Annotated in this window: 24 protein-coding genes; 16 read left to right on the forward strand and 8 right to left on the reverse strand. The window is 48.6% G+C overall.

All coding sequences use genetic code 11. The features are described 5' to 3' along the window. Position 1: 1 nt before the first annotated feature. Positions 2-1,366 carry a PFL family protein gene (locus tag ACN083_RS08310; RefSeq protein ID WP_419102374.1) on the forward strand — a complete coding sequence of 455 codons (1,365 nt, stop codon included), beginning with the start codon at positions 2-4 and terminating at the stop codon, positions 1,364-1,366. 110 nt (positions 1,367-1,476) lie between these two features. Here the strand turns inward: ACN083_RS08310 and ACN083_RS08315 are convergent, their stop codons facing one another. The 4 genes from ACN083_RS08315 to ACN083_RS08330 all read right to left on the reverse strand — a co-directional run bounded on the left by ACN083_RS08315 (position 1,477) and on the right by ACN083_RS08330 (position 4,422). Next, positions 1,477-2,226, reverse strand: a complete 750-nt coding sequence (locus ACN083_RS08315; protein WP_419102375.1) for a sugar isomerase domain-containing protein — start codon at positions 2,224-2,226, stop codon at positions 1,477-1,479. A 64-nt stretch (positions 2,227-2,290) separates the two neighbouring features. Beyond that, positions 2,291-3,631 carry a PTS ascorbate transporter subunit IIC gene (locus ACN083_RS08320; RefSeq protein WP_419102376.1) on the reverse strand — a complete coding sequence of 447 codons (1,341 nt, stop codon included), beginning with the start codon at positions 3,629-3,631 and terminating at the stop codon, positions 2,291-2,293. Between the two features lie 42 nt (positions 3,632-3,673). Continuing rightward, entirely contained in the window at positions 3,674-3,961 is a 288-nt protein-coding gene (locus ACN083_RS08325) for a PTS sugar transporter subunit IIB (RefSeq protein ID WP_419102377.1), read from the reverse strand. Between the two features lie 29 nt (positions 3,962-3,990). After that, on the reverse strand, positions 3,991-4,422 hold the full coding sequence (locus ACN083_RS08330; protein ID WP_419102378.1) for a PTS sugar transporter subunit IIA: 432 nt from the start codon (positions 4,420-4,422) through the stop codon (positions 3,991-3,993). A 355-nt stretch (positions 4,423-4,777) separates the two neighbouring features. Here ACN083_RS08330 and ACN083_RS08335 point away from each other — a divergent pair, with 355 nt between their 5' ends. From ACN083_RS08335 to nagA, 5 genes are read left to right on the forward strand one after another with little or no spacing between them, the layout of a single operon-like run. After that, positions 4,778-5,665 carry an SIS domain-containing protein gene (locus ACN083_RS08335; protein ID WP_419102379.1) on the forward strand — a complete coding sequence of 296 codons (888 nt, stop codon included), beginning with the start codon at positions 4,778-4,780 and terminating at the stop codon, positions 5,663-5,665. Between the two features lie 28 nt (positions 5,666-5,693). Next, complete coding sequence (locus ACN083_RS08340; RefSeq protein ID WP_419102380.1) at positions 5,694-6,653, forward strand: 1-phosphofructokinase family hexose kinase; 960 nt, start codon at positions 5,694-5,696, stop codon at positions 6,651-6,653. 46 nt (positions 6,654-6,699) lie between these two features. Continuing rightward, entirely contained in the window at positions 6,700-7,533 is an 834-nt protein-coding gene (locus tag ACN083_RS08345; RefSeq protein ID WP_419102381.1) for a class II fructose-bisphosphate aldolase, read from the forward strand. 57 nt (positions 7,534-7,590) lie between these two features. Further along, positions 7,591-8,388: a DeoR/GlpR family DNA-binding transcription regulator gene (locus ACN083_RS08350; RefSeq protein WP_419102382.1), complete on the forward strand. Its 798-nt coding sequence runs from the start codon at positions 7,591-7,593 to the stop codon at positions 8,386-8,388. A gap of 25 nt (positions 8,389-8,413) precedes the next feature. Continuing rightward, positions 8,414-9,577, forward strand: coding sequence for an N-acetylglucosamine-6-phosphate deacetylase (nagA, locus tag ACN083_RS08355; protein WP_419102383.1), 1,164 nt, complete (start codon positions 8,414-8,416; stop codon positions 9,575-9,577). 24 nt (positions 9,578-9,601) lie between these two features. On the opposite strand, the gene ACN083_RS08360 is transcribed toward nagA, so the two are convergent. From ACN083_RS08360 to tmk, 3 genes are read right to left on the reverse strand one after another with little or no spacing between them, the layout of a single operon-like run. Then, a complete protein-coding gene (locus ACN083_RS08360) occupies positions 9,602-10,858 on the reverse strand; it encodes an MFS transporter (protein WP_419102384.1) in 1,257 nt (418 codons plus the stop codon). A gap of 40 nt (positions 10,859-10,898) precedes the next feature. Continuing rightward, positions 10,899-12,044: a DNA polymerase III subunit delta' gene (locus ACN083_RS08365; protein WP_419102385.1), complete on the reverse strand. Its 1,146-nt coding sequence runs from the start codon at positions 12,042-12,044 to the stop codon at positions 10,899-10,901. Continuing rightward, entirely contained in the window at positions 12,041-12,730 is a 690-nt protein-coding gene (tmk, locus tag ACN083_RS08370; protein ID WP_419102386.1) for a dTMP kinase, read from the reverse strand. The genes ACN083_RS08365 and tmk overlap by 4 nt, the downstream gene beginning before the upstream one ends. Before the next feature lie 138 nt (positions 12,731-12,868). Between tmk and ACN083_RS08375 the strand changes: the two genes are divergently transcribed. The 5 genes from ACN083_RS08375 (at position 12,869) to ACN083_RS08395 (ending at position 17,425) form a co-directional block, all read left to right on the forward strand. Then, positions 12,869-14,065 carry a trans-sulfuration enzyme family protein gene (locus ACN083_RS08375; RefSeq protein WP_419102387.1) on the forward strand — a complete coding sequence of 399 codons (1,197 nt, stop codon included), beginning with the start codon at positions 12,869-12,871 and terminating at the stop codon, positions 14,063-14,065. A gap of 13 nt (positions 14,066-14,078) precedes the next feature. Next, positions 14,079-14,402, forward strand: a complete 324-nt coding sequence (locus ACN083_RS08380; protein ID WP_419102388.1) for a DUF2516 family protein — start codon at positions 14,079-14,081, stop codon at positions 14,400-14,402. Positions 14,403-14,605: 203 nt separating this feature from the next. After that, complete coding sequence (locus ACN083_RS08385) at positions 14,606-15,346, forward strand: phosphoglyceromutase (RefSeq protein ID WP_419102389.1); 741 nt, start codon at positions 14,606-14,608, stop codon at positions 15,344-15,346. A gap of 141 nt (positions 15,347-15,487) precedes the next feature. After that, positions 15,488-16,660 (forward strand): sensor histidine kinase, encoded by a 1,173-nt coding sequence (locus ACN083_RS08390; protein ID WP_419102401.1) that lies wholly within the window; start codon positions 15,488-15,490, stop codon positions 16,658-16,660. Between the two features lie 81 nt (positions 16,661-16,741). After that, positions 16,742-17,425, forward strand: coding sequence for a winged helix-turn-helix domain-containing protein (locus tag ACN083_RS08395; protein ID WP_419102390.1), 684 nt, complete (start codon positions 16,742-16,744; stop codon positions 17,423-17,425). A 95-nt stretch (positions 17,426-17,520) separates the two neighbouring features. Here ACN083_RS08395 and ACN083_RS08400 read toward each other — a convergent pair whose 3' ends face one another. Continuing rightward, entirely contained in the window at positions 17,521-18,045 is a 525-nt protein-coding gene (locus tag ACN083_RS08400; protein WP_419102391.1) for a hypothetical protein, read from the reverse strand. A gap of 258 nt (positions 18,046-18,303) precedes the next feature. Between ACN083_RS08400 and ACN083_RS08405 the strand changes: the two genes are divergently transcribed. From ACN083_RS08405 to rlmB, 5 genes are all read left to right on the forward strand, one after another. Then, entirely contained in the window at positions 18,304-18,789 is a 486-nt protein-coding gene (locus ACN083_RS08405) for a CarD family transcriptional regulator (RefSeq protein WP_419102392.1), read from the forward strand. Between the two features lie 44 nt (positions 18,790-18,833). Further along, positions 18,834-19,628: a 2-C-methyl-D-erythritol 4-phosphate cytidylyltransferase gene (gene ispD / locus ACN083_RS08410; protein ID WP_419102393.1), complete on the forward strand. Its 795-nt coding sequence runs from the start codon at positions 18,834-18,836 to the stop codon at positions 19,626-19,628. A gap of 8 nt (positions 19,629-19,636) precedes the next feature. Continuing rightward, entirely contained in the window at positions 19,637-20,137 is a 501-nt protein-coding gene (gene ispF / locus ACN083_RS08415) for a 2-C-methyl-D-erythritol 2,4-cyclodiphosphate synthase (protein WP_419102402.1), read from the forward strand. An 82-nt stretch (positions 20,138-20,219) separates the two neighbouring features. Next, positions 20,220-21,641 (forward strand): cysteine--tRNA ligase, encoded by a 1,422-nt coding sequence (cysS, locus tag ACN083_RS08420; protein WP_419102394.1) that lies wholly within the window; start codon positions 20,220-20,222, stop codon positions 21,639-21,641. A gap of 108 nt (positions 21,642-21,749) precedes the next feature. Further along, a complete protein-coding gene (gene rlmB / locus ACN083_RS08425; protein ID WP_419102395.1) occupies positions 21,750-22,733 on the forward strand; it encodes a 23S rRNA (guanosine(2251)-2'-O)-methyltransferase RlmB in 984 nt (327 codons plus the stop codon). Positions 22,734-22,850: the final 117 nt, after the last annotated feature.

Genomic DNA, 22,850 nt, shown 5'->3' on the forward strand with positions numbered 1-22,850 from the left:
GATGGTTTTTGATCGTAACGCTAATATCCTCGAAACTCTGCAAATGATTGAGGAGGATAAGCTTGATATTCGTACGGTAACGATGGGTATTTCTCTGCTGGACTGTGCTGATGCACAGGCCGAGGTTGCCTGCCAAAAGATTTACCAAAAAATTACTCAACGCGCACAAAACCTTGTTGAAGTTGTTGAGGGCATTGAAGCCGAACTGGGTATTCCCATCATCAATAAACGTATTTCTGTTACCCCTATTTCTTTAGTTGCCGGTGCTAGCGAGGCAACAGAGTATGTGGAGTACGCGAAAGCTTTAGACGCTGCAGCGAAAGCCACTGGGGTAGATTTTATCGGTGGTTTCAGCGCCCTTGTCGATAAAGGTATGACTCCTGCAGATAGCCGTTTGCTTGAGAGTATCCCACGGGCGCTTAACGAAACGGACGTTGTGTGCGCGTCGGTTAATATTGGGTCTTCTCGAGCCGGCATTAATATGAGCGCTGTCGCTAAGATGGGTGAAGTTATTCGTCAAACGGCAGAAGGCTCAGCTCATAAACATGGTTTTGCGTGCTCTAAACTTGTGGTTTTTGCGAATGCCGTATCTGATAATCCTTTTATGGCGGGTGCATTCCACGGTGTACAAGAAGCTGACACCGTTATTTCTGTAGGAGTTTCTGGACCCGGCGTGGTTAAACGTGCTCTTGAACGAGTCCGAGGCGAATCTTTTGATGCATGCGCAGAAGCAGTGAAGAAAGCGGCCTTTAAAATTACTCGTGTTGGGCAGCTCGTCGGAAACCTCGCTGCAGAACGTCTAGGCGTTCAGTTCGGCATCGTTGATTTATCTCTTGCCCCTACCGCCGAGGTGGGAGATTCTGTGGCACATATCCTTGAGGAGATGGGCCTAGAGAGTGTTGGTACACACGGCACAATTGCTGCTTTAGCGTTAGTCAATGATGCTGTGAAAAAAGGTGGCATGATGGCGTGCTCTCATGTTGGTGGGTTATCTGGATCTTTTATCCCAGTATCAGAAGATATTGGCATGATTGAAGCAGCTGCCGCACAGAAAATTACTCTTGATAAGCTCGAAGCAATGACAGCCATTTGTTCTGTCGGGTTAGACATGGTCGCTATTCCCGGTGATACGTCAGCATCTACGATTGCTGCCATGATTGCTGATGAAGCTGCAATAGGTGTCATGAATCATAAGACAACTGCGGTGCGTGTTATTCCTGCTATTGGTCTTGAGGTTGGGCAGATGGTGGAGTTTGGTGGGCTTCTAGGGCGGGCTCCTGTGATGCCTATTCACGCTGAATCTTCTGAACTATTTGCGGCTCGCGGTGGAAGAATTCCTTCTCCTGTTCACGGTTTTAGGAACTAATATGTGTTGAGCGGTTTGCTCATTTTCCCCATATTTAAAGCGGTGGCGTTCTCTCAAAAGATGAGAGAACGCCACCGCTTCATACTGCTTGTGAAGAGTTATATATCTTCTTAGTTGAGGTAGAAGATTTTGTCCTTATTCTCAGCCATGTGCTGTGCGTTCCAGTCTGCACCGCCGTCAAGGTTTGCAGCGAGGAATACTGGTGCGCTGATACCTTGTGACACAAGATTCTCGATAATGCCTGCAGATAGTGAATGCAAGATTGCGGTGGAGGTGACTCCAGATGCAGGGGTGAACTTCTGAGGCACGCCCTCTAGGCTCAGCACTGCGTCTCCTGCATCTACTTGGTTGTCGATGAGGATATCTGCATGGTCTTTGAGTTTGGTTCCGTCGGGTACACGTGAGGTGACCGCTTCGGTGTATTTAGAGGAGGTGAGTCCTACGACGAAAATGCCGCGAGCGCGTGCTTCACGTGCGAGCTCTACGGGGAGTGCGTTGCGTCCGGAGACGGAGACTACGATGAGGACGTCTCCTTCTTTGAGTGGTGCATTGTTGAGCACTACTTCAGCGTATCCGGGCATCTGTTCCATCTGCGACCCGAGGGTGGTTGGGCGTGTGGTGAGTGCTTCAACACCGGGTGCGTAGAGTGGGTTGATGAGCATGAGTCCGCCGGCACGGTAGACGATGTCTTGTACGGGAAGGCTGGAGTGTGAAGCGCCGAAAGCGAAGATGCGTGCGCCTTGTGCTACGCGTTCTGCGATAGCTTGTGCGGCTTTGTCGATGGTGGGGACTTCTTCTTCACGAATTTTTTCGAGAAGTGAGATGATTTGTTGGTAGTAGCTATCGAGTAGCTGTGACATGATGACCATCCTTTACGATGTATGAGTCGAATGGGGGTATATGATGTGGACTGGGGGAGTGTTCTTAGGCGAGGATGCCGAGAAGTTGTCCAATCCAGTGGATGATGATGCCCGGTACGATGGCGTCAGGAACAGTGAAGCCTAGTCCTGATGCGCCGAGGGCGGGTAGGTCGCCGAAGGCGTTGATGTGGTAGGCGAAGGAGATGAGAATCCAGCCGAGGAATCCCCAGAGGAAGCCTCCTAGCCATGCTGCGGTTCGTCCGCCGGTAGAGTTTGCGAAGATTGCTGCGGTACCGGATGCGAAGAATGCAACGATCATGGAGGGGATTGGTACTGGCCAACCTAGTGCAACGCAGATAACCATGCCGGTGATTTGGCCGATGAGACCTGAGATGAGGCCGATGAGTAGTGCGTTGGGGGCGAAGGCGAAGAGTACAGGAACGTCCAGCGCGGGGATGGCGTTGGGGATAACTTTTTGGGAGATACCTTCGAATGCGGGAACGATTTCGCCGATGAGCATGCGGACACCGTAGAGGAGGATGAGCATACCTGCGGTGAATTGCATGGCCATCATGAAGGAGAAGATGACCCAGCTTTGTCCGTCGGAGATGCCGCCGTCTGCTACGGGTGCTTCGAAGGCGCTTACTCCTGCGGAGCTGACTGCTGCTAGTGCTGAGCCGAGTGAGACAATCATCATGACGATGGAGGTGGATACTGCAACGTCGCGGAAGAATGAGAGTTTCTCGGGGAGTTTGATGTCTTCGGTGGATTTTTCTTTGTTTCCTACGACCATGCCGAGGTATCCGGCGAGGACGTTGAGGAGGGTTTGTCCGTGTGCGAAGCCGACGTCATTTCCGCCGGTGATACGACGGACGAAGGGTTGTGCGATGGCGGGGGCGAACGTCATGTATGCGCCGTCGATGAGGGAGGCGATGATGACGGTCCATACGGGGCCTAGTCCGAGTTGGTAGATGGCGATGGTGAATGCGCCGGCGTGTACCCAGATCATATGTCCGGTGAGGTAGACGTAGTGCCATGGGGTGAATCGTGCGAGGAGTAGGTGCACGATGTAGCCGAAGAGCATGGTGAGACCAATTTGTGAGCCGAGGGCTGCTACTGGTCCGGTTTGTACTGCTGAGACGACGGCTTCGTCGAAGGTGACGAATGTGGTGATGTTACTGGCGGGGAACGCCATCTCGAACATCTTTTGGATGGGTGCTAGGCCTTGGATGAGGACTGTTGCACCGCCGGCGATGATAAGTAGTGATAGTGCTGTTTTGATGGTGCCGGTGATGACTTCATCGGCTGCTTTTTTCTGTGCGACTAACCCAATGAACGCAATGAATCCGACGATGATTGCGGGGATTTGGATGAGTTGTACGAAAAAGTCAAGGAGAGAGTTCATTGCTTCTACCTCAAGCTATATGGGGAATGGGGAGTGGTGTGGCTAGTTGCCTGCGGTGAAGTCGTTTACTGCGGCGAGTACTTTGGTTTTGACTTCATTTTTGTCGATGAGGTTGTCGATGAGTACGACGATTGCTTTGGTTCCTTCAACATTTTTTGCCATTCCGGTGGTGGTGACGACGATGTCTGAGGGTTGTGATTTGAAGGAGCCAAGGTCGATAGCTTGTACTTTTGCTTCGATATTTTCTGCGTTGAGGAGGGTGCGGATTTGGCTTGCGAGCATCATAGAGGTTCCGAGTCCCATGCCGCATACGGTTGCAATTGAAATCATGATGATTATTACCTTTTCTTTGTGTTGTTTTATTGGGTGAAAACTTCCATCAGTTGAACATCGCTGCTCGCCTGACGGGCCTTTTTGATGAGTTCTTGTTGTCCGAGGACGTCTGCTAGTTCTTGGATTTTTTCCATATGTCCGTCGGTGCTTTCGGATGCGAAAGAAATGAGGAAGTCGACGGGGTCGTTATTTTTGCTGCCGAATTTTACGGGGGTAGCTAGTGTGACGACTGCTGTTCCTGCTTTGAGGACTCCGCTGGTTGCTTTTGCATGGGGCATGGCAATGCCGGGGATGAAGACCATATATGGTCCGAAGTCTTCGACACCTTTGATCATTGCTTCGGTATATTCTTTGGTCGCTATTCCGGCTTCTTCGTAGAGTTCACCAACGATGCTGATGGCTTCTCTCCAGTCTTTTGCTGTGCGTTGGGCTGAAACAACGTCTGGTACGAAGGTCATTGAGACCACCTCATCTTTCTCAACTGTTACACAAGCCATCATAATGATTGAAAATGACTGATGTAAAGCAAGTTGAGTAAAGTTTTCGCAAAATAATCAGAATTAGTCACTTTGTTAAATAAAGTGATTTCTGACTTTTAGTAGGGCTTATTTTGCGCTAAATGCCTATTTTCTAGGGCAATCTTGCCAGTTTTTGAGGTTTTTAGTGGCGTGTAGGCAGGGAAATGTGACTGATTGAAAATTATTCTTGTGGACACAAAAAGAATCATATGTAATCATAATTGTGAAAACTTTTGATTAATTGGGTGATGGGTTTTGACAAAAACCTAACCCAAACGCAGAAAGGTCCACAACTATGACAACCCCCGGCGCACACATGAAAGAAGAGCTCCTCAGCCAACCACAAACTTGGGCACAAGCACTTGAACTAGACACCTCTGCGCTTCCCCAAGACGGCAAAAAAGTTGCTGCCGTCGGCTGCGGAACCTCCTGGTTCATGGCACAAAGCTACGCAGCACTACGCGAAAACGAAGGACACGGAATCACCGATGCCTTCACCGCAACCGAAGTACCCACCGAACGCGACTACGACGAATACCTCATCATCTGCCGTTCCGGAACCACCAGCGAAATCATCACCTTCATGAAATCCGTCAAAGATAAAAAACCCATCACCGTACTTGTCGGAGTAGCAGACTCACCCGTAGCAGAACTAGCAGACCGCGTCGTAGACCTCGGCTTCGCCGACGAACAATCCGTCGTACAAACCCGCTTCGCCACCACCGCACTCATGCTCCTCCGCTCCTCCATCCACAGCCGCGACATCTGCCAAAACGCCATCAAAGACTGCGAACGAGCACTATCCGAACCACTAGATTCAGAACTCATCAACGCAGAACAATACTCATTCCTCGGCACCGGCTGGACAGCACCCATCGCTACCGAAGCGGCACTAAAAATGCGTGAATCCTCGCAAAAATGGACAGAATCCTACAACTCCATGGAATACCGACACGGCCCTATCGCCATCGCATCAGAAGGCCGTATCACCTGGCAATTCGGACAAGCACCAGCAGGCCTTCGCGAACAAGTAGAAGCCACCGGAGCACGCTTCGAAAACCAAGACCTTGACCCCATGGCAGACCTTGCCCGCCAACACCTCGTAGCACTCGAAACAGCTCTAGCCAACGAACTAGACCCCGACCAGCCACGTAACCTCACACGCTCAGTCATCCTCAACTAAACACAAACTGAAGGTAGAGGTAAAAGCCATGAACACATCAGCCGTTGTCGCTATCACGCTCAACCCCGCACTAGACATCACCATCACCATCGAGCACCTCAGCGCAGAATCAACACTACGCATTCCCGCCGCTCAACGTCGCCTCGGAGGTAAAGGACTCAACGTCGCCAACGTCGTCGCCGAACAAGGCTATACGGCCGTGGCTCTAGGGCCCATCTGTCAAGAATCTCTCCAAGAGCTTCACCAACGACAAACTGAGCAACGCAACACAACGCACCCCCTCAACGACGGTGTGTACACGGCTTTTACCCCTACCTCCACACCTTTACGTAGTACCTACGCAATACACCAAAAACACGACTCCTCCACCACCATTATCAACGAAAACGGTGCAGAACACCCAGCCCACGTATATGAAGGAATCCTCAACACCCTAGAAGACACCCTCAAACACTACGAGCACTGTGCCGTAACGCTCTCTGGCTCTTTCCCGCCAGCAGCACCCACCACACTCATCAGCGACATCAGCATGCTCTGCCAACGCTACGGCAGCACTTTCATCGTAGATACCTCAGGGCAACACCTCCTCGACGCCGCCCAAGCACACGCCGACTACCTCAAACCTAACTATTCCGAACTTCTCGAAGCCACCCAATCAGACGAACTCTTCACCGCTGTCAAAAAACTTCAAAACCTCGGCGCTCAAAACATCATCGTCTCTTGCGCAGAAGACGGACTGTACTTCATCAACCACCATCAGGCATACCGCGCCAAACTCGCCCAACCACTGCAAGGTAACCCCACCGGCGCCGGAGACGCACTCGTCGCAGCACTCGCTACCGGACTTATCGACAAACTTCCCACCGAAGAACTCCTCCGCCGAGCAATCTGCTGGTCTGCCTCAGCACTCACACAACCTATCGCCGGAGCTATTGGCACCGAATGGGAATCCCTCAACGCCAACATCCTGATGGAAAAAATCCGCTAACCCAAACCTTTATCCCCTGAACACAACCACGACAGGAAAGAAAACCATGCCACAAATCAATACCATCGACCTCGTACGCTCCGCCGACCAAAACCGCAGAGGAATCGGAGCCTTCAACGTCGTCCACCTAGAAACAGCAGAAGCCATCGCACAAGCAGCCGAAACAACAGGCTTACCCGTTATCATGCAGCTAAGCCATAACTGTATCAACTTCCACGGCAACCTCACCCCACTGGGGCAAGCCATGATCGACATCGCACAACTCTCCACCGCAAACATCGCAGTACACCTAGACCACTGCGAATCAGTAGACTTAGCCTGCCAAGCTATCGACCTTGGTTTTAACTCCGTCATGTACGACGGCTCCACCCTACCGTATGAAGAAAACCTCGCCGCCACGGTCAAAGTTGTAGAGTACGCCCACCGCAACGGCGCCAGCGTAGAAGCCGAACTTGGAGAAATCGGAGGCAAAAAAGGTGCCCACACCCCTGGTGTACGCACCGACCCCACCGAAGCACACGAGTTTGTACAAGCCACAGGGGTAGACACCCTAGCTGTTGCCGTCGGTAGCGAACACGCCATGACCGAACGCACCGCACGACTAGACCACGAACTCATCACACAATTACGTGAATCTGCTGGTGTCCCATTGGTCCTTCACGGATCTTCTGGTGTCAGCGATGAGCAGATTCTCCAAGGAATCCGCTCCGGTATGACTAAAATCAATGTATCAACACACCTTAACAGTTTCTTTACTGAAGCTATTGCACAATACCTTCACCAAAACCCAACAGTTGTGGACTCCCGCAAATACTTGGGTGCTGCACGAGAAGCGTTAAGCGCAGAAGCCGCCCGACTATTGAGCGTCTTCGCCGGTTAAAGTGCGTTGAGAATAACCTCAAATAACTAGCTCATAGTGAATGGAACACGACCGACGATGCGCAGCCAACGACATGCCGAAATACTGGAACTCCTCAACGAACGCCAGTGCCTGAGCGTCAACGAAATTATTGACGCCCTAGACATCTCAGCTGCAACAGCCCGACGAGACCTCGACTACCTCGCCAGCGAAGGGTTGCTACAACGAACCCGTGGCGGCGCACAAAGCAACCAAAATGTTCTCACCAACCCTATGAGCCGTCGAGAATCTTCTCACCTACCACAAAAAACCGCTATTGCACGTGCTGCTATCGAACACCTACAACCTGGCATGATTATTGGCTTTACAGGAGGTAGCACCGTCGGAGAAGTCGCCCGCGAATTATCACAATGGGTCTACCAACACCAAGATGTTGAACTTAACGCTGCTCAGCCTCTTCTAACCGTCGTCACCAATGCGGTAGATATTGCTTATGCGCTCGCGGAGAACTCCCGTATCAAAATTGTTCTCATCGGTGGTGAAGTCAACAGCTACTCCTACGAAATTACAGGGCCTTTTGCGACCGACATGCTCAAAAACATCTCTCTTGATTTGGCATTTATCGGTGTAAACGGTTTTGACCAAAATGGGCCGGGAACAGTGAACGAATATGAGGCCATGGTGAACTCTGCGATGGCAACACGTGCAGAAAAAACTTTTATTGTCGCTGATTCTTCAAAGTTTGGAAAACGCTCATTCTCTAGTGTGGGCGGAGTCGAAAATATCTCAGAAGTGATTACCGACTCTCAGCTGCGACCAGAACTTGCTGAGGAAGTTCAAAACCTCGGCTATAACCTCAAAATTGTTGATTTATAACATCCTAAAGGTGTGAATATATACCATGTCTTCTCTTCTGATTCATTCAGCAACCGTCTACGACGGAACCATCGGCGGCGTTTATCCCGATAGTGCAGTTCTCGTTGAGGACGGAAAAATCATCGATATTCTGAGCACCTCTGAATGGAAGACAAAACAAACCCCTGATACCCGTATTGTTGATGCACAGGGCGCGCCCGTCGTTCCCGGATATCTTGATATACATCATCATGGCGGGGGAGGGCATGCCTATGATGAGGCAAATCTTGATACTGCACGTGTTGCACTCAACGCCCACCGTCAGCATGGAACAACCCGAAGCGTCTTATCGTTCGTGACGAACTCGATAGAACATATGGCAGGCGCTCTGAGCACTTTTCAACAGCTACTCAAAGACGATCCGCAGGTTCTTGGATTCCACGCCGAAGGGCCGTTTCTTCACCCACAACATAAGGGTGCTCACCCCGAAAAACTGCTCAAAGACCCATTAGCTGAAGACGTCGAGAGACTGCTTGAAGCTTCAGACGGACACCTCCGACAGATTACTTTAGCCCCTGAACGTCATGGTGCTTTATCTGCAATACAACGTTTTACTAGTGCTGGAACAGCTGTAGCTGTTGGCCATACAAACGCCACCTATGAGCAAGCTCAGCAAGCTTTTGCTGTAGGCGCTTCACTACTGACCCACACGTTTAATGGGATGAACGGTATTCACCATCGTGCCCCCGGTCCGGTGATTGCTGCTTTAGAAGAACAATCTGTGTCTCTAGAAGTTATTAATGACGGTATTCATGTCCACCCATCAGTAGTGCATACTCTTTTCCGTGAGGCTCCAGAACGTATCGTCTTGGTAACTGATGCGATGTCAGCTGCTTGTAACCCGGATGGCTTGTATATTTTGGGTACTTTAGATGTCAAAGTCGAGAATGGTGTTGCTCGTTTAGTACATGGGGATTCTCTTGCTGGCTCCACTTTGACGATGGACTACGCCGTGCAGCACGCTGTACGTTCTGTTGGTGTGGGATTGGACGTTGCGGTTGCTTCGGCAACGTCTCATGCTGCTCATGCTATTGGTTTGGGGCGAAGCTATGGGCGAATTGCTCCAGGGTATTCGGGAGATATCCTGATTTTGGATGAGCAGACGTTACTTCCAAACCATATTTATGTAGATGGCGTCCCTCAACGATAGTATGTTTGCGTATTTCACCGATGTTTAGCGAACTTCATCGCTGGTAGGTTTGGTAGAAGTCATCGAGATAGTAGCAATTTCTCGTGCTCCTTGACCGAACGCGAAACTGCATATTGTTGAGGTGATAAAAATGACGCCAGCTAAAACCATTGCCCATTGAGGACCTAACCTATCCGATAACGGGCCAACGAGTGAATTTCCGATGAGCATTCCGCCGGTCATGACAACTGTCATAAGAGAAAACAATCGCCCTTGAAACTCTTCTGGTGCAGATTGAACAAATACTAAGTTGCCAACAACTTCTTCTGGGCCATACGCAAGACCCCATATGAACCATAAGATGCAAAACATCAGAAATTGGGGTTCAAAGCCCATCAGCATATTGGTGAGTCCGTATATTGTTCCAGATGCTAGAAGCCAGGACCGTGCTCCTCCTCGGAACTTCATTTTGCCAGCGATTATAGAACTAGAAATCGTTGCTACACCATAGCAAGCTGACGCAATCCCAAACTCAAAACTGGTTAGCCCTAAATTTTCGCTCACGTATGGAACTGCAGAAAGAACACCAATAGGAACTGCTGTCATTGAGAAGAACCAGAAAATATACAGGGTCTTTAATGCTGGGATATTTCTGACTATCTCAATGCCCGCTTTGACCATGTCGATATTCTTTTGGCCTTGATGTTTTTTGGCCCGATTTTTATAGTCTGTATCAAAATTTTTGATGGTGTATATGAGCAAAGCATATACACCATAGAGAATGCCACAGATGACAAGTGTGTGCGAAGCGCCGATAAAACCTACTAGAGCGCCACCCATTACGGGGCTAACTGATTGCATGAAGAATGAGACACCAGCTCTTTTTCCGATAAAGTCTTGATAGTTCTCTCCAAAGATAAGAGGCAGGCTAGAGTACATCGCGGGTCGTTCTAATGCACCTACGCTAGAAGAAATAAAAGAGATAACCATCATCGCAAAAATACCGGCAGAAGCCCATGTCAGAGGCAATGTTATTAATAGAATAGATTGCAGAATGTTAGAGTAAGCAATGATTTTTTGCCTGTTGAGCTTCTCAACTTGTGGAGAGCCTAGTATTCCTACAAGAATTGCAGGAATAGCACCAGAGACTGCAACTAGAGACGCCGATGAGAGCCTTCCTGTTGCTGTATACACCAGAAACGGAGATGCTATTGTTCTTATTCCCTCAGACGCTTCTGAAAGCATGAGAGCAGATAAAATTCTATACTCTAAAAATTTAGAAGATTTACATATAACGGCCATTGGTCTTCACTCGAGGCTTCTCTTCCTATAACACGGTTGATTATCGTTGAATAAAGGAACACATCATCGCTTCAAAAGCGAGTTTTGCACTAGCATTCGTTGAAATACGTTTACGTGTTAGCCTCAAAGTATCTAAATGTCCGAGTGCTTGTTCTGGGCTCATTCGTTGCGCATAATCATGTAATTCTGCGGTGAGGTGAGTATTAATCAGTGCAGAACCAGTACCAAGCTGTATCGTCAGCACGTCTCTAAACACCGTTTGCAGATCAATGAGAAAACGGTCTAACGTGTCGGTAGCCATTCGCCGACTACGACGTTTCTGCTCTTCTTCTAACTGACGAATCTGAGCTTTAACATTGGGTGTTATCTGTTCGTCTTCTGCTATTCCAAGGGACCTCAAAAGCTCTTGCAGCTCACGTTCATGTCGTTCTTTTGACGTATGATCGGCTTCTGCCTGAGCGATATTAACGAGCTCTTGAGCAGCACGCATTGCTGCTGGAACAGATGAAAGAAAAATAGGCATACGAACTACCTGTTCACGGCGTTGACGTGCCTCAGCAGAACGTACAAGATGACGGGCAACCCCAATATGTCCTTGTGCCAGTGACGCACAATGACGTGCAAGAGCTTCTGGATACCCTTCGATACCGGCAAGAAGTTTAACGACTTCTTCTCGATGAGGTACTCGCAGCGTGACGGGTCTACAACGAGAACGAATTGTTACCAGAACATCTACGGGGGATGGTGCACAAAGAATCCAGATGGTATGTTCTGGTGGTTCTTCAATGGCTTTGAGTAAGACGTTAGATGTTCTTTCTGGCATCCTATCGGCATCTTCGACGATGATAATACGCCAGCGCCCTACGGCAGGTCTATCTTGAGCTTTGGTGACGAGTTCTCTTGCCTGCTCAATTTTAATGTTGATATTCTCAGTGGAAAAGTGCGTCAAATCTGCGTGGGTACCGCGTAAAACACTATGGCAGGTTTTGCATACTCCACACCCACGACGTTGAGGGTTGGGCTCTTCACAGAGTAAGGATGCGGCAAATGCTCGTGCCATGGTTGATCGTCCTGAACCGGGCGGGCCTGTAAAAAGCCATGCATGTGTAGGACGTTCTAACTGGGCTTGTTGACGGAGTTGTTCTACAACTTCTGGTTGTCCGATGAGTGTATTCCAGATGCTCATCCTTGCTCCTGAATATATTGGACGAGGTGGGCATAGATATTTTGGTGAATCTGTTCAATGTCTTCTTGCGCATCAATACACACGTAATGGTGTGTTTTTGCTGAAGCTGATTGTGGTAAATCATTGAACGCTTGTTGTATTTTTTGGTGAAAGCTATCTGGTTCTGCTTCTAGACGGTCTTGTTGTCCTCGACGATGAGTGCGTTGCCGGCTTTTCTCTAAGGGCAGGTCGAGTAAGAACGTAATATCTGGGTGCAGGTTTTCAGTGGCCCAGAGTGAAAGGTTTGTAATGTTTTCTTGGCCAAGTTCCCGCCCAACACCTTGATAAACGGCAGAAGAATCAATATACCGGTCGCATAGTACAATTTTACCTTCTGCTAAGGCGGGACGGATGAGTTGTTGGGCGTGAGCGGCACGTGATGCCGCAAAGATGAGAGCTTCAGTTCTCGCGTCAATAGTTGTTTCTGCATTTTCGAGGACGAGCTGACGCAGTTTCTCACCGATGGCGGTGCCTCCCGGCTCTCGGGTGCATATAACATCGTAGTTTTCTTGGCGTAGTCGTCGCTCCAAGAGTTTGACTTGGGTAGATTTACCAGCACCATCGCCACCTTCAAAGACAACGAATATTCCGTTACCTAGATGTCCTGTTGCGCGGTGCTGTGCACTATAGTTTAGAGATTCGCTCACGCTTATAAGAGTATCAAAGCAATAGAAATAGGTACTTAGCTCAAAAGTGTCTTCTGCGGTAAGTAATAGAAATGTTTTCTGCTGTTAAAAAGTGTACGTACTATCGTGGATGGTTATGTTCAGCGTAGTCTAATGGGTATGAGTACAGCAAAAGATATTTCTGCAGCAACATATGTGGTCAGCGCTGGTCGTCCAGCCCCAGAACACGATGCTCCGGTGAACCCTCCTGTTATTTTCTCCTCAACGTATCGTGGAGCAGGCACTGTAGACCCTGACCATGACAAGGTCTATGCACGCTTTGACAACCCTACGTGGAATGGTTTTGAAGAAGTCGTCGCTGGTATTGAGGGCGCGTCTCTTCCGGGGCTTGTCTTTTCGTCAGGAATGGCAGCTATATCTGCGGTTATGGATTTAGTTCCTGCTGGTGCAACGATCCTGATTCCACGTCACGTGTACATGAGCTCAGCAACAATTGCTGAAGACTTGCAACGTCGTGGTGTTGTTGAGGTGATTCGCTTAGATATCGAGAACACTCAAGAAGTTCTTGATGCTTTAGAGAGAGTCTCTCAAAAATATGATTTAGCTGGAAAAACTCCTCATTATTCTGCCCCTGAAGCGCTTTTATGGTTAGAGAGCCCCACAAACCCCATGCTAGAAGTCGCTGATTTACCCACGATTTTGAGTGCTGCTCAACGGCTTGGCGTGCTTTCTGTTGTCGATAATACTTTTTCAACAGGTTTAGTTCAGCAGCCTTTAGCTTTGGGTGCTGACGTGGTGGTTCATTCTGCAACGAAGTATTTATCAGGGCATTCTGATGTTCTTTTAGGGATTGCGGTAACTTCTCATCAGCCGTTACGGGAAGCTATTTTGCGTTATCGTACGTTACATGGCGCTATTGCTGGCCCGATGGAAGCATGGTTAGCGTTAAGGGGTATTCGTACATTGTCTTTACGTATGGAACGTTCTATGAGTAATGCGCTGGAGCTGGCTCAGCGTTTGAGTAAGCATCCTGCTGTCGCACAGGTGCGTTATCCGGGTCTTCCGGAGGACGCTGGGTATGAGCGCGCTCGCCAACAGATGAATGGTTTTGGTGCTGTACTGTGTATTGTTCTTGACGCTGATGCGGTGCAGACTCAGCAGGTGGTGGAGCGTTTGCGGTTGTGGACTCCTGCAACGAGTTTAGGTGGTGTGGAATCTTTGGTGGAGCGTCGTCGTCGTCATCCCTCGGAGCCAGAGAGTATTCCTGAATCGTTGATTCGTTTATCTGTGGGTATTGAGCATGTTGATGATTTATACGCTGACTTGTGTGAAGCTCTTGATGGTTTAGCCAAATGATAGGCTGTGTTATATGAGTCCTCTATCTATTGTTGTGTATTTTCAGTGGGGCGTATCTGCTTTGTTCGCTCTGGTTGTTGCTGGTTTGTCTTTATGGGCATTGTTAGATGCTGTTCGTGCTACTGATTATGCTTATCAGTCGGCTTTTAAACGGACTAAGACTTTTTGGGTTACCTTAACTGGTGGTAGTGTCTTGGCTTCTGCTTTGGCTCTTTTGACGTTGTCTCAGGGCGGTGTCCCTAATTTGTTCTTCCAGCTTTTTGCGGCGATTGCGGCTGGTGTGTTCTTAGCTGATGTCCGCTCGGTTGTTACGGTACGTCGCAATAAAAACTATTAAACACAACTAAACGCAAAAGATTCTGAGGGGTTTGCGATGTGCTGTTATCGCGCATCATAAACCCCTCTATTGTGCATTGATTAGTGTATTTATAAGATTTCTTGTATTTTTTCTTGATGTTCGTCGCGTATTTTCCAGAACTTTTAGGGATTTTTAAGTGGGAATACCTTTGCATGTGTGGATAGTAGTGGAACAATGGAGATATGACTTACAAACTAGTATTACTCCGTCACGGCCAGTCCGAATGGAACGAACTCAACCTCTTTACCGGTTGGGTGGACGTTAACCTCACCGAACAGGGCCGCGCAGAAGCTCAACGCGGTGGACAAATGCTCAAAGAGCACAATATCCTTCCCGATGTTGTTCACACCTCTCTACAACGCCGCGCTATCAATACCGCAAACCTCGCTCTTGACGCTGCAGATCGTCTGTGGATTCCTGTCAAACGTAACTGGCGTTTGAACGAGCGTCACTATGGTGCTCTACAGGGCAAAAACAAATCCGAAACTCTTGAAAAATACGGTGAAGAGCAGTTCATGACATGGCGTCGTTCTTATGACGTTCCACCTCCTGCACTTGACGATAACGACGAGTACTCTCAGGCGAACGATCCTCGTTATGCTGATATCGAGAACGCTCCTCGCACCGAATGCCTCAAGGACGTTCTAGAACGTATGCTTCCTTACTGGGAATCAGACATTAAACCAGACCTAGCTTCTGGTAAGACTGTTCTCGTTGCAGCTCACGGTAACTCCTTGCGTTCTTTGGTCAAGCACCTTGAAGGTATCTCTGACGAAGACATCGCTGGTTTGAACATTCCTACTGGCATTCCGCTGTACTACGAGTTGGACGAGAATTTCCAACCGCTTAAAGCTGGTGAATATCTTGATCCTGCTGCTGCAGCTGAAGCTATCAAGGCTGTTGCTAACCAAGGCAAAAAATAATATCTAGATTGTTTTCTTCGGCGTCTCTAGCTTGTCTAGGGGCGCCGTCGTTTTGTCTGGAAGGGAAATTGCAGGTGAACATTCATCTTTTGATGTTCTTCTAGTTTTCCTTCTGCGTCTGTTAAGAATAAGCTGGTGTTTGTGGACCCTATCCTCATTGCTCTAATTTTTATTATGGTTGGTCTTGCTATTGGCGTATTGAGCATGTGGGCTGTCACTAAAAGTGACCGTGAACGTGCGCAATGGGCAGATATTGAAGAGCCAAGTATTCAAGACGGCGCTGCCGAAGTGCTTGCCGTAATTGGTCGCGCCTATGTTGTGGTGGACGCTGTTGACGGTGTGGTTCAAGCTTCACCCGGTGCATACGCTTTAGGGCTGGTCCGTGGGCACACCATCGTGTGCGAAGAGATGATTGAGATGATTCGTCAGGCTCGTAGCGGTGGCACTATCGCAGAACGTGAAATATCTTTAATCCGTGGAGTAACGACTAAGAGTACTCTTGTCATTGATTTACGTGTCGCTCCTTTGCGCGATGAATATATTTTAGTTCTTGCCGATGACCGCACCGAAATCGCTCGAGTTCAAACCATTCGTAATGACTTTGTTGCCAACGTCTCTCATGAACTTAAAACGCCTGTCGGTGCTATTGGGCTGATGGCAGAGGCCATCGAATCGTCTTCAGACGACCCAGAATCAGTAGAGTATTTTTCACAACGGTTACAGAAAGAGTCTCGTCGTTTAGCTTCTTTGGTCCAAGACGTCATCGAGCTTTCTCGGTTGCAGTCTGCTGATGTGGTTCGTCAATCTCAGCTTGTTGACGTCAACGACCTAATAACCGGTGCCATTGATAGAAACCGTATTACTGCTGAGGGTAAAAATATCACGTTGAGTTCTCAAGGGTGGGCGAAGCATTTGGTGCATGGAGATCCTGAGCTTTTAGGTACTGCGTTACGTAACCTCATTGAGAACGCTATCCGTTATTCTCCTGAATCAACGCATGTGACGGTTTCTGTTCGTCAGGATGAAGAGAATATTTATATCTCTGTGACGGACGAGGGTAATGGTATCGCTCGCGAGGAACAAGACCGTATCTTTGAACGTTTTTATCGTATTGATCCTGCTCGTTCTCGTCAGACCGGTGGCACTGGCTTGGGGCTAAGTATCGTCAAGCACGTGATGGCTCAGCATGGCGGCGAGATATCTCTTGAGTCAGAGGTTGGTCAAGGATCTACGTTTACGATGTCTTTGCCCATGGTTGATGAACAAACTGAGCATGACTTATTAGGGTCAGAAAGCGTCACCTACGCCCCGTAGACGAGGTGTGCTCGTACAATTTTTGTAGAGGCTCAAACATTGTTGAGAGCTATATTTTCTGAATGTAAAGGACATAACTATATGGCTAGGATCTTAGTTGTTGAAGATGAAGAAGCTTTGAGCGAGCCTCTCGCCTTCTTACTAGGACGTGAAGGGTTCGACGTTCAGGTCGTTGATAACGGTATTGACGCTGTTGTTGAGTTTGAACGTAATGGTGCTGACCTTGTTCTTCTTGATGTCATGCTTCCTGGTCAGTCGGGTATGGAAGTGTGCAAGCAACTACGTGCCCAGTCTTCTGTTCCTATCATTATGCTCACTGCTAAAGACAGTGAGATTGATAAGGTACTTGGTTTAGAGCTTGGCGCTGACGACTATGTCACAAAGCCTTATTCTTCTCGTGAGCTTATTGCTCGTGTACGAGCGGTGTTGCGCCGTCAAAGTGATGGTGAAGAATTAGAGCCTTCGAGCGCTGTCGAAGTTGGTCCTGTGCGTATGGACGTTGAACGGCACATTGTCACTGTTGACGGTGAGACGGTGACAATGCCGTTGAAAGAGTTTGAGCTACTTGAGATGCTCTTGCGTAATGCTGGTCGAGTTTTGACACGTTCTCAGCTGATTGACCGTGTATGGGGCTCTAATTATGTGGGAGATACGAAGACTCTTGATGTTCATATTAAGCGTATTCGTTCAAAGATTGAGCCAGATCCTTCAGCTCCTCGCTATGTTGTGACGGTACGTGGCTTGGGCTATAAGTTTGAGTCTTAGGTTTTACGGTTTAATAGGCAGATAAAAAAGCTGGTGGGCACTCACATCACAGTGAGTGCCCACCAGCTTTTTTATGACAGAAGCGGTGCCGTGTTTTAGTGTCCGCTAGATTCTGCTGGTGTTGCGCTTGCGCTAGACATTGCGGCATTGGGAACGAATGGTTTGTACTCTGGTAGTGTGCCGTCAAGTACGGGAATGTTTACCGGTTCGCTATGTCCGTTGGAGCTGACTTTTACGTCAAGTAGCATGAGCCCAGGGTTTGCACCAGCTGGGTCGATGATGAGTTTGTGGGATTCATCTTCTAAACGAATTTCTTTGCCTGCTGGTACGGTGATGTTTTCTGCACCGGCAGGGAAGTTGATGGTGACGGTAGCGTCTTCTTTGCCGTTGTTGAGGATAGTTCCGAGAACTCGCCCGTCAGCGTCTGCTGATTCTGCGATCACCATAATGTTACGTACGGCAATGTCTCCTACGTTTGCTGATACGCCGTCAGAGGGTGAGTATTGGAATGTTGTTGGCTGGGTGTAGATGTATCCACAGCCTGTTGTGGTGAGCGTTGCAAGTGCGATGGTGGTGCAAGCGGCTGCACGTTTGAGCGTGGAGGAGACGGCAAACTTCACGGCATGAACTCCTTGATGGTTACGAAGCATTATCGTTGTGCTGAGGTAAATGTGTGTGTCTCAATACAACTGAAAATATTAGGGTCTTTCGTATACAGTCTAACGGTTTAACGACGGAACGTCTGTATCTGCTCAATGGAGGGCGGATGAAAAGGCGGATAAATGCTAAATATAAGGTTTTTGTGGCTTAAAAATTACTTCTGGTGGTTCTTAAATCTTCCCATGATAGACTAGTTAAGCTGAAAGGGGTTTATCCATATGCTTTTTGAGGTTGGCGAAACCGTCGTTTACCCTCACCACGGTGCTGCAACAATCGAAGAAATTAAGATGCGCACTATTCGTGGTGAAGAAAAAATGTACTTAAAACTCAAGGTTGCTCAGGGCGACCTTGTGATTGAGGTACCTGCTGAGAACGTTGATATGGTGGGCATGCGTGATGTCGTTGATGAACGCGGCTTACAAGAAGTTATCGACGTGTTGCAGGCTCAAGATACTGAAGAAGCCGCAAACTGGTCTCGTCGTTATAAAGCAAATGTTGAGAAACTTGCTTCCGGCGACGTGATTAAGGTTGCTGAGGTCGTTCGTGACTTATGGCGTCGCGAGAACGACCGTGGTCTTTCTGCTGGTGAGAAACGTATGCTCGCTAAAGCTCGTCAGATTCTTTCGTCCGAGGTTGCTTTGGCTAAAGATATTGACGAACAATCTGCTGAGAAAGAACTCGATAAAATTCTCGAAGACGTCTAAAAATCTAGAATATTTATTCTTTTCTATCCGGTAGGCTCATGGCTGTGACTAATACCGATAGTTTTTCTCAGATGGCGGACGACGTTGCTGGAACATTTCCAGTAGCGTCGTTCGCCGTCGTCGTTCTTGCCGCTGGTTCTGGTACTCGTCTTGGATACGGTATCCCTAAAGCTGCTGTTCAATATTCTGGCAAGACCTTATTAGAGTGGGCTCTAGCTGGCGTTGATGCTTCTGGTGTTGCTTCACGTATCGTTGTTACTGTTCCGAAAGGCGATACTGCTCTGACGAACATTGCTGCTAACTATGGTGCTCTTACAGTGTCTGGCGGGTCAAGCCGTGCTGAGTCTGTTGCTTTAGCATTATCTGCCTTAGACAATGCTCCCGTGCGTTCTGGCTTTTCTTCTGACGCGCCTTCTCACGTGCTCATCCATGATGCGGCACGAAGTTTTACACCTGTTGAGGTGTTTCATCGGGTCTGCCACTCATTATCTTCAGGGCAGGCTGCCGTCATTCCCGTTCTTCCGGTTGTCGATACGATTAAGACGGTAGATACAGACGGGTACGTGCGTTCTACTGTACAGCGTTCTGTGTTGCGTTCTGTTCAGACTCCGCAAGGTTTCCATCTCAAAACGTTATTAAAGGCATACCGGCAGGCAGAACAGCAAGGTTTAAATGATGAGATCACCGACGATGCATCTGTTGCTGAAATGTGCGGTATCCCCGTAAAAACTGTTCTTGGAGATTTCCGTTCACTAAAAATTACTGTCGCTGAGGATTTGGCGTTAGCTTCAGCGTTAAAACTTGCAGATGAATTATCTGCTGTTTCAGAGAAAGATTGATGTCTAGAATGATAATTCCTCGTACTGGGATTGGTATTGACGTTCATGCTTTTAGCACAGACCCTCAGACACCACTGTGGGTTGCTGGGCTGCTGTGGGATGGAGAAGTTGGGCTATCGGGTCATTCTGATGGTGACGTTGTGGCTCACGCTGCTGCTGACGCTCTTTTTTCTGCTAGCGGTACTGGGGATTTAGGGTCAAATTTTGGGGTCGACCGTCCAGAACTCAAAGGTGCTTCTGGCATTTTCTTGTTGGAGGAAGCTGCACGGATTGTGCGTTCTTCTGGTTTTGAGATTGGGAATATCGCGGTTCAGCTGGTAGGCAACCGTCCCAAGTTTTCTCCTCGTCGTCAGGAGGCTCATGACGTTCTTTCGAAGGCGGTTGGTGCACCGGTAACGGTTACTGCTACGACAACTGATGGCTTGGGGCTAACCGGTCGAGGTGAAGGCATTGCCGCTATTGCTACAGCATTGGTGTATCCGTCTTCTTCCGTTGCAGATAAAGAGTAACGGGTAGTAACTACTCACACTTATCGCGGGGTGTCGTTGGTTAAAACGTGCGCCTTTGCTCAGCTTTGCATAGACTAAGGGAGTGACTTTGCGTTTTTACGATACTGCTACTGCTTCTATTCGAGATTTTGTTCCTGTCCGCCCCGGACATGCGTCGCTTTATTATTGTGGTGCGACGGTTCAGGGCGCCCCTCATATTGGGCATGTGCGTTCTGCCTTGGTTTTTGACCAGCTGTCTCGGTGGCTTCGCTACCGTGGTTATCAGGTGACAACGGTTCGTAATGTCACTGATATTGACGATAAGATTCTTGTGAACTCTGCGCGCTCTTTTGAAGCGGACTATGAGGGCGAGTACCCTTGTGAGCCTTGGTGGGCTTTAGCGTATCGTTACGAGAAAGTTTTTGCGCAGGCTTATGATGCTCTTGGCATTGACCCACCAACCTATGAGCCTCGAGCGACGGGGCATATTCCGCAGATGTTCTCTCTGATTGAGCGGTTGATAGATGCTGGTCATGCGTATCCCGCGTTGGATGATTCTGGTGACGTATATTTTGATGTTCGTTCGTGGCCTAGCTATGGTGCGTTGACTCATCAGCATATTGATGACATGCAAGATGCGGCTGACGCTGATCCTCGCGGTAAGCGTGACCCTCGTGACTTTGCGTTGTGGAAGGGTTACAAAGCGGGTGAGCCGGAGTCTGCTTCGTGGGATTCTCCGTGGGGCCGTGGTCGTCCAGGCTGGCATTTGGAGTGCTCTGCGATGGCTGGCCGTTATCTTGGTTCTCATTTTGATTTTCATGGTGGCGGTTTAGATTTACGTTTCCCTCATCATGAGAATGAGTTGGCGCAGTCTACTGCTGCTGGTGATGCTTTCGCGAATTTCTGGCTTCATAATGGTCTGGTCACTTATGAGGGTGAGAAGATGTCGAAGTCTATCGGCAATACGGTTTCTCCTGAGCAGATGCTTCAGAGTGCGCGGGCTCTTGCTGTTCGTTATTATTTGGGTCAGGCTCATTATCGTTCAGTGCTTGATTATCGTCCGACGTCGTTGGAAGAGGCTACGGCTTCGGTAGAACGTATTGAGGCGTTTCTTGCTGCAACTGTTTCTGAGCATCGTTTGGGTGAGGTTCCTGAAGAGTTTGCTCAGGCAATGGACGATGATTTGAACATTCCTCGTGCACTAGCTGTTGTTCATGAGTATGTTCGTGCCGGTAATTCTGCTCTTGCTCAGGGGGAGGATGTTTCTTCTATCGTTGTTGCTGTTTATACGATGGTTGATGTTTTGGGTCTTCGTTCGTTGATGAGTTTTTCTGCCTCTGGTCAGGGTTCTTCGGCTGCTGCTGAGGTTGCGTTGGATTCGTTGATTCAGGGCATGTTGTCTGAGCGTTCTGTTGCTCGGGAACAAAAAGATTGGGCACGCGCTGATGAGATTCGTGATGCTCTTTCTGCTGCTGGTGTGACGATTAAGGACGGGGCTTCAGGTTCTACTTGGTCGTTGTCGTAGTTTTTTAGTTTTGGTATAGATATGTTCTCTGCTTGTCTCAGGGCGCATATATTGGATATATAGATGTGAAGTCGTAGAGGTTTCTACGCAGGATATTGAGGAATAGTTATGGCTAAGGCTGGGCGTCGTCCTGGAGCGACGACAAAGAAAAAGGGTCCTACTAAGGGAACCGGTGGTAAGAACCGTAAGTCTCTTGAGGGTAAGGGGCCTACTCCTAAGGCGGAGGATCGTCCGTATCATAAGGCGTATAAGATGAAGCGTGCGGCTGAGCGTCGTCAGGTTGGTTTGCATTCTCGTCCGCAGACTCGTTTGGGTGGTAAGCGTACGAGCGAGGAGCTAGTGACCGGTCGTAATGCGGTGTTGGAAGCGTTGAAGACGGATATTCCGGCGAAGCATTTGTATGTGATGAGTCGTATTGATGCTGATGAGCGTGTTCGTGAGATTATGACGTTGGCGAATAAGGCTGATTTGCCGATGCTTGAGATTTCTCGTGGTGAGTTGGATCGTTTGACGGAGGGTTCTGTTCATCAGGGTATTGCTTTGCAGATTCCTCCGTATAAGTATCCTGATGCTACGGATTTGGTTTTGTCGGTGATGGAGTCTCATCATGCTGGTGAACTTTCTTCTGCTCCTCTTTTTGTTGCGTTGGATGGTATTACTGATCCTCGTAATTTGGGTGCCATTATTCGTAGTGTTTCGGCGTTCTCTGGTGATGGTGTGATTATTCCTGAGCGTCGGTCTGCTGCTGTGACTGCTTCTGCTTGGAAGACTTCTGCTGGTGCTGCTGCTCGTATTCCTGTTGCGATGGCTACGAATTTGACTCGTGTTGTTCAGCAGGCAAAAGATGCTGGTGTTTTTGTTGTTGGTCTTGATGGTGGTGGAGACATTCTTCTGCCTGAGTTGGAGCTTGCTTCTGAACCGTTGATGATTGTTGTTGGTTCTGAGGGTAAGGGTCTGTCTCGTCTGGTGACGGAGAATTGTGATCAGATTGTTTCTATTCCTATTGATTCTGCGATGGAGTCGTTGAATGCGTCGATGGCGGTGGGTATTTCTTTGTATGAGGTATCTCGTCGTCGTGCGTTGAACAGCTAGTTGTGAGTTGTTTGAGCCGGTTATTTCTTCTTGTATGAGGGGAGGTAGCCGGCTTTTTTGTGTATTTTGGGTGCTTTGAGAACTTTTTTTTAAATCTTTTTTGTGTGTTGTTTTGTC

Source organism: Rothia sp. CCM 9418 (assembly GCF_048512825.1).
Taxonomy (GTDB): Bacteria; Actinomycetota; Actinomycetes; order Actinomycetales; family Micrococcaceae; genus Rothia.

What these genes read in the sequence shown, in the direction of transcription:
- ACN083_RS08310 (WP_419102374.1), top strand. Translation starts at nt 2, where the DNA reads ATGGTTTTTGATCGTAACGCTAATATCCTCGAAACTCTGCAAATGATT.
- ACN083_RS08315 (WP_419102375.1), bottom strand. Translation starts at nt 2,226, where the DNA reads ATGTCACAGCTACTCGATAGCTACTACCAACAAATCATCTCACTTCTC.
- ACN083_RS08320 (WP_419102376.1), bottom strand. Translation starts at nt 3,631, where the DNA reads ATGAACTCTCTCCTTGACTTTTTCGTACAACTCATCCAAATCCCCGCA.
- ACN083_RS08325 (WP_419102377.1), bottom strand. Translation starts at nt 3,961, where the DNA reads ATGATTTCAATTGCAACCGTATGCGGCATGGGACTCGGAACCTCTATG.
- ACN083_RS08330 (WP_419102378.1), bottom strand. Translation starts at nt 4,422, where the DNA reads ATGACCTTCGTACCAGACGTTGTTTCAGCCCAACGCACAGCAAAAGAC.
- ACN083_RS08335 (WP_419102379.1), top strand. Translation starts at nt 4,778, where the DNA reads ATGACAACCCCCGGCGCACACATGAAAGAAGAGCTCCTCAGCCAACCA.
- ACN083_RS08340 (WP_419102380.1), top strand. Translation starts at nt 5,694, where the DNA reads ATGAACACATCAGCCGTTGTCGCTATCACGCTCAACCCCGCACTAGAC.
- ACN083_RS08345 (WP_419102381.1), top strand. Translation starts at nt 6,700, where the DNA reads ATGCCACAAATCAATACCATCGACCTCGTACGCTCCGCCGACCAAAAC.
- ACN083_RS08350 (WP_419102382.1), top strand. Translation starts at nt 7,591, where the DNA reads ATGCGCAGCCAACGACATGCCGAAATACTGGAACTCCTCAACGAACGC.
- nagA (WP_419102383.1), top strand. Translation starts at nt 8,414, where the DNA reads ATGTCTTCTCTTCTGATTCATTCAGCAACCGTCTACGACGGAACCATC.
- ACN083_RS08360 (WP_419102384.1), bottom strand. Translation starts at nt 10,858, where the DNA reads ATGGCCGTTATATGTAAATCTTCTAAATTTTTAGAGTATAGAATTTTA.
- ACN083_RS08365 (WP_419102385.1), bottom strand. Translation starts at nt 12,044, where the DNA reads ATGAGCATCTGGAATACACTCATCGGACAACCAGAAGTTGTAGAACAA.
- ACN083_RS08375 (WP_419102387.1), top strand. Translation starts at nt 12,869, where the DNA reads ATGAGTACAGCAAAAGATATTTCTGCAGCAACATATGTGGTCAGCGCT.
- ACN083_RS08380 (WP_419102388.1), top strand. Translation starts at nt 14,079, where the DNA reads ATGAGTCCTCTATCTATTGTTGTGTATTTTCAGTGGGGCGTATCTGCT.
- ACN083_RS08385 (WP_419102389.1), top strand. Translation starts at nt 14,606, where the DNA reads ATGACTTACAAACTAGTATTACTCCGTCACGGCCAGTCCGAATGGAAC.
- ACN083_RS08395 (WP_419102390.1), top strand. Translation starts at nt 16,742, where the DNA reads ATGGCTAGGATCTTAGTTGTTGAAGATGAAGAAGCTTTGAGCGAGCCT.
- ACN083_RS08405 (WP_419102392.1), top strand. Translation starts at nt 18,304, where the DNA reads ATGCTTTTTGAGGTTGGCGAAACCGTCGTTTACCCTCACCACGGTGCT.
- ispF (WP_419102402.1), top strand. Translation starts at nt 19,637, where the DNA reads ATGATAATTCCTCGTACTGGGATTGGTATTGACGTTCATGCTTTTAGC.
- rlmB (WP_419102395.1), top strand. Translation starts at nt 21,750, where the DNA reads ATGGCTAAGGCTGGGCGTCGTCCTGGAGCGACGACAAAGAAAAAGGGT.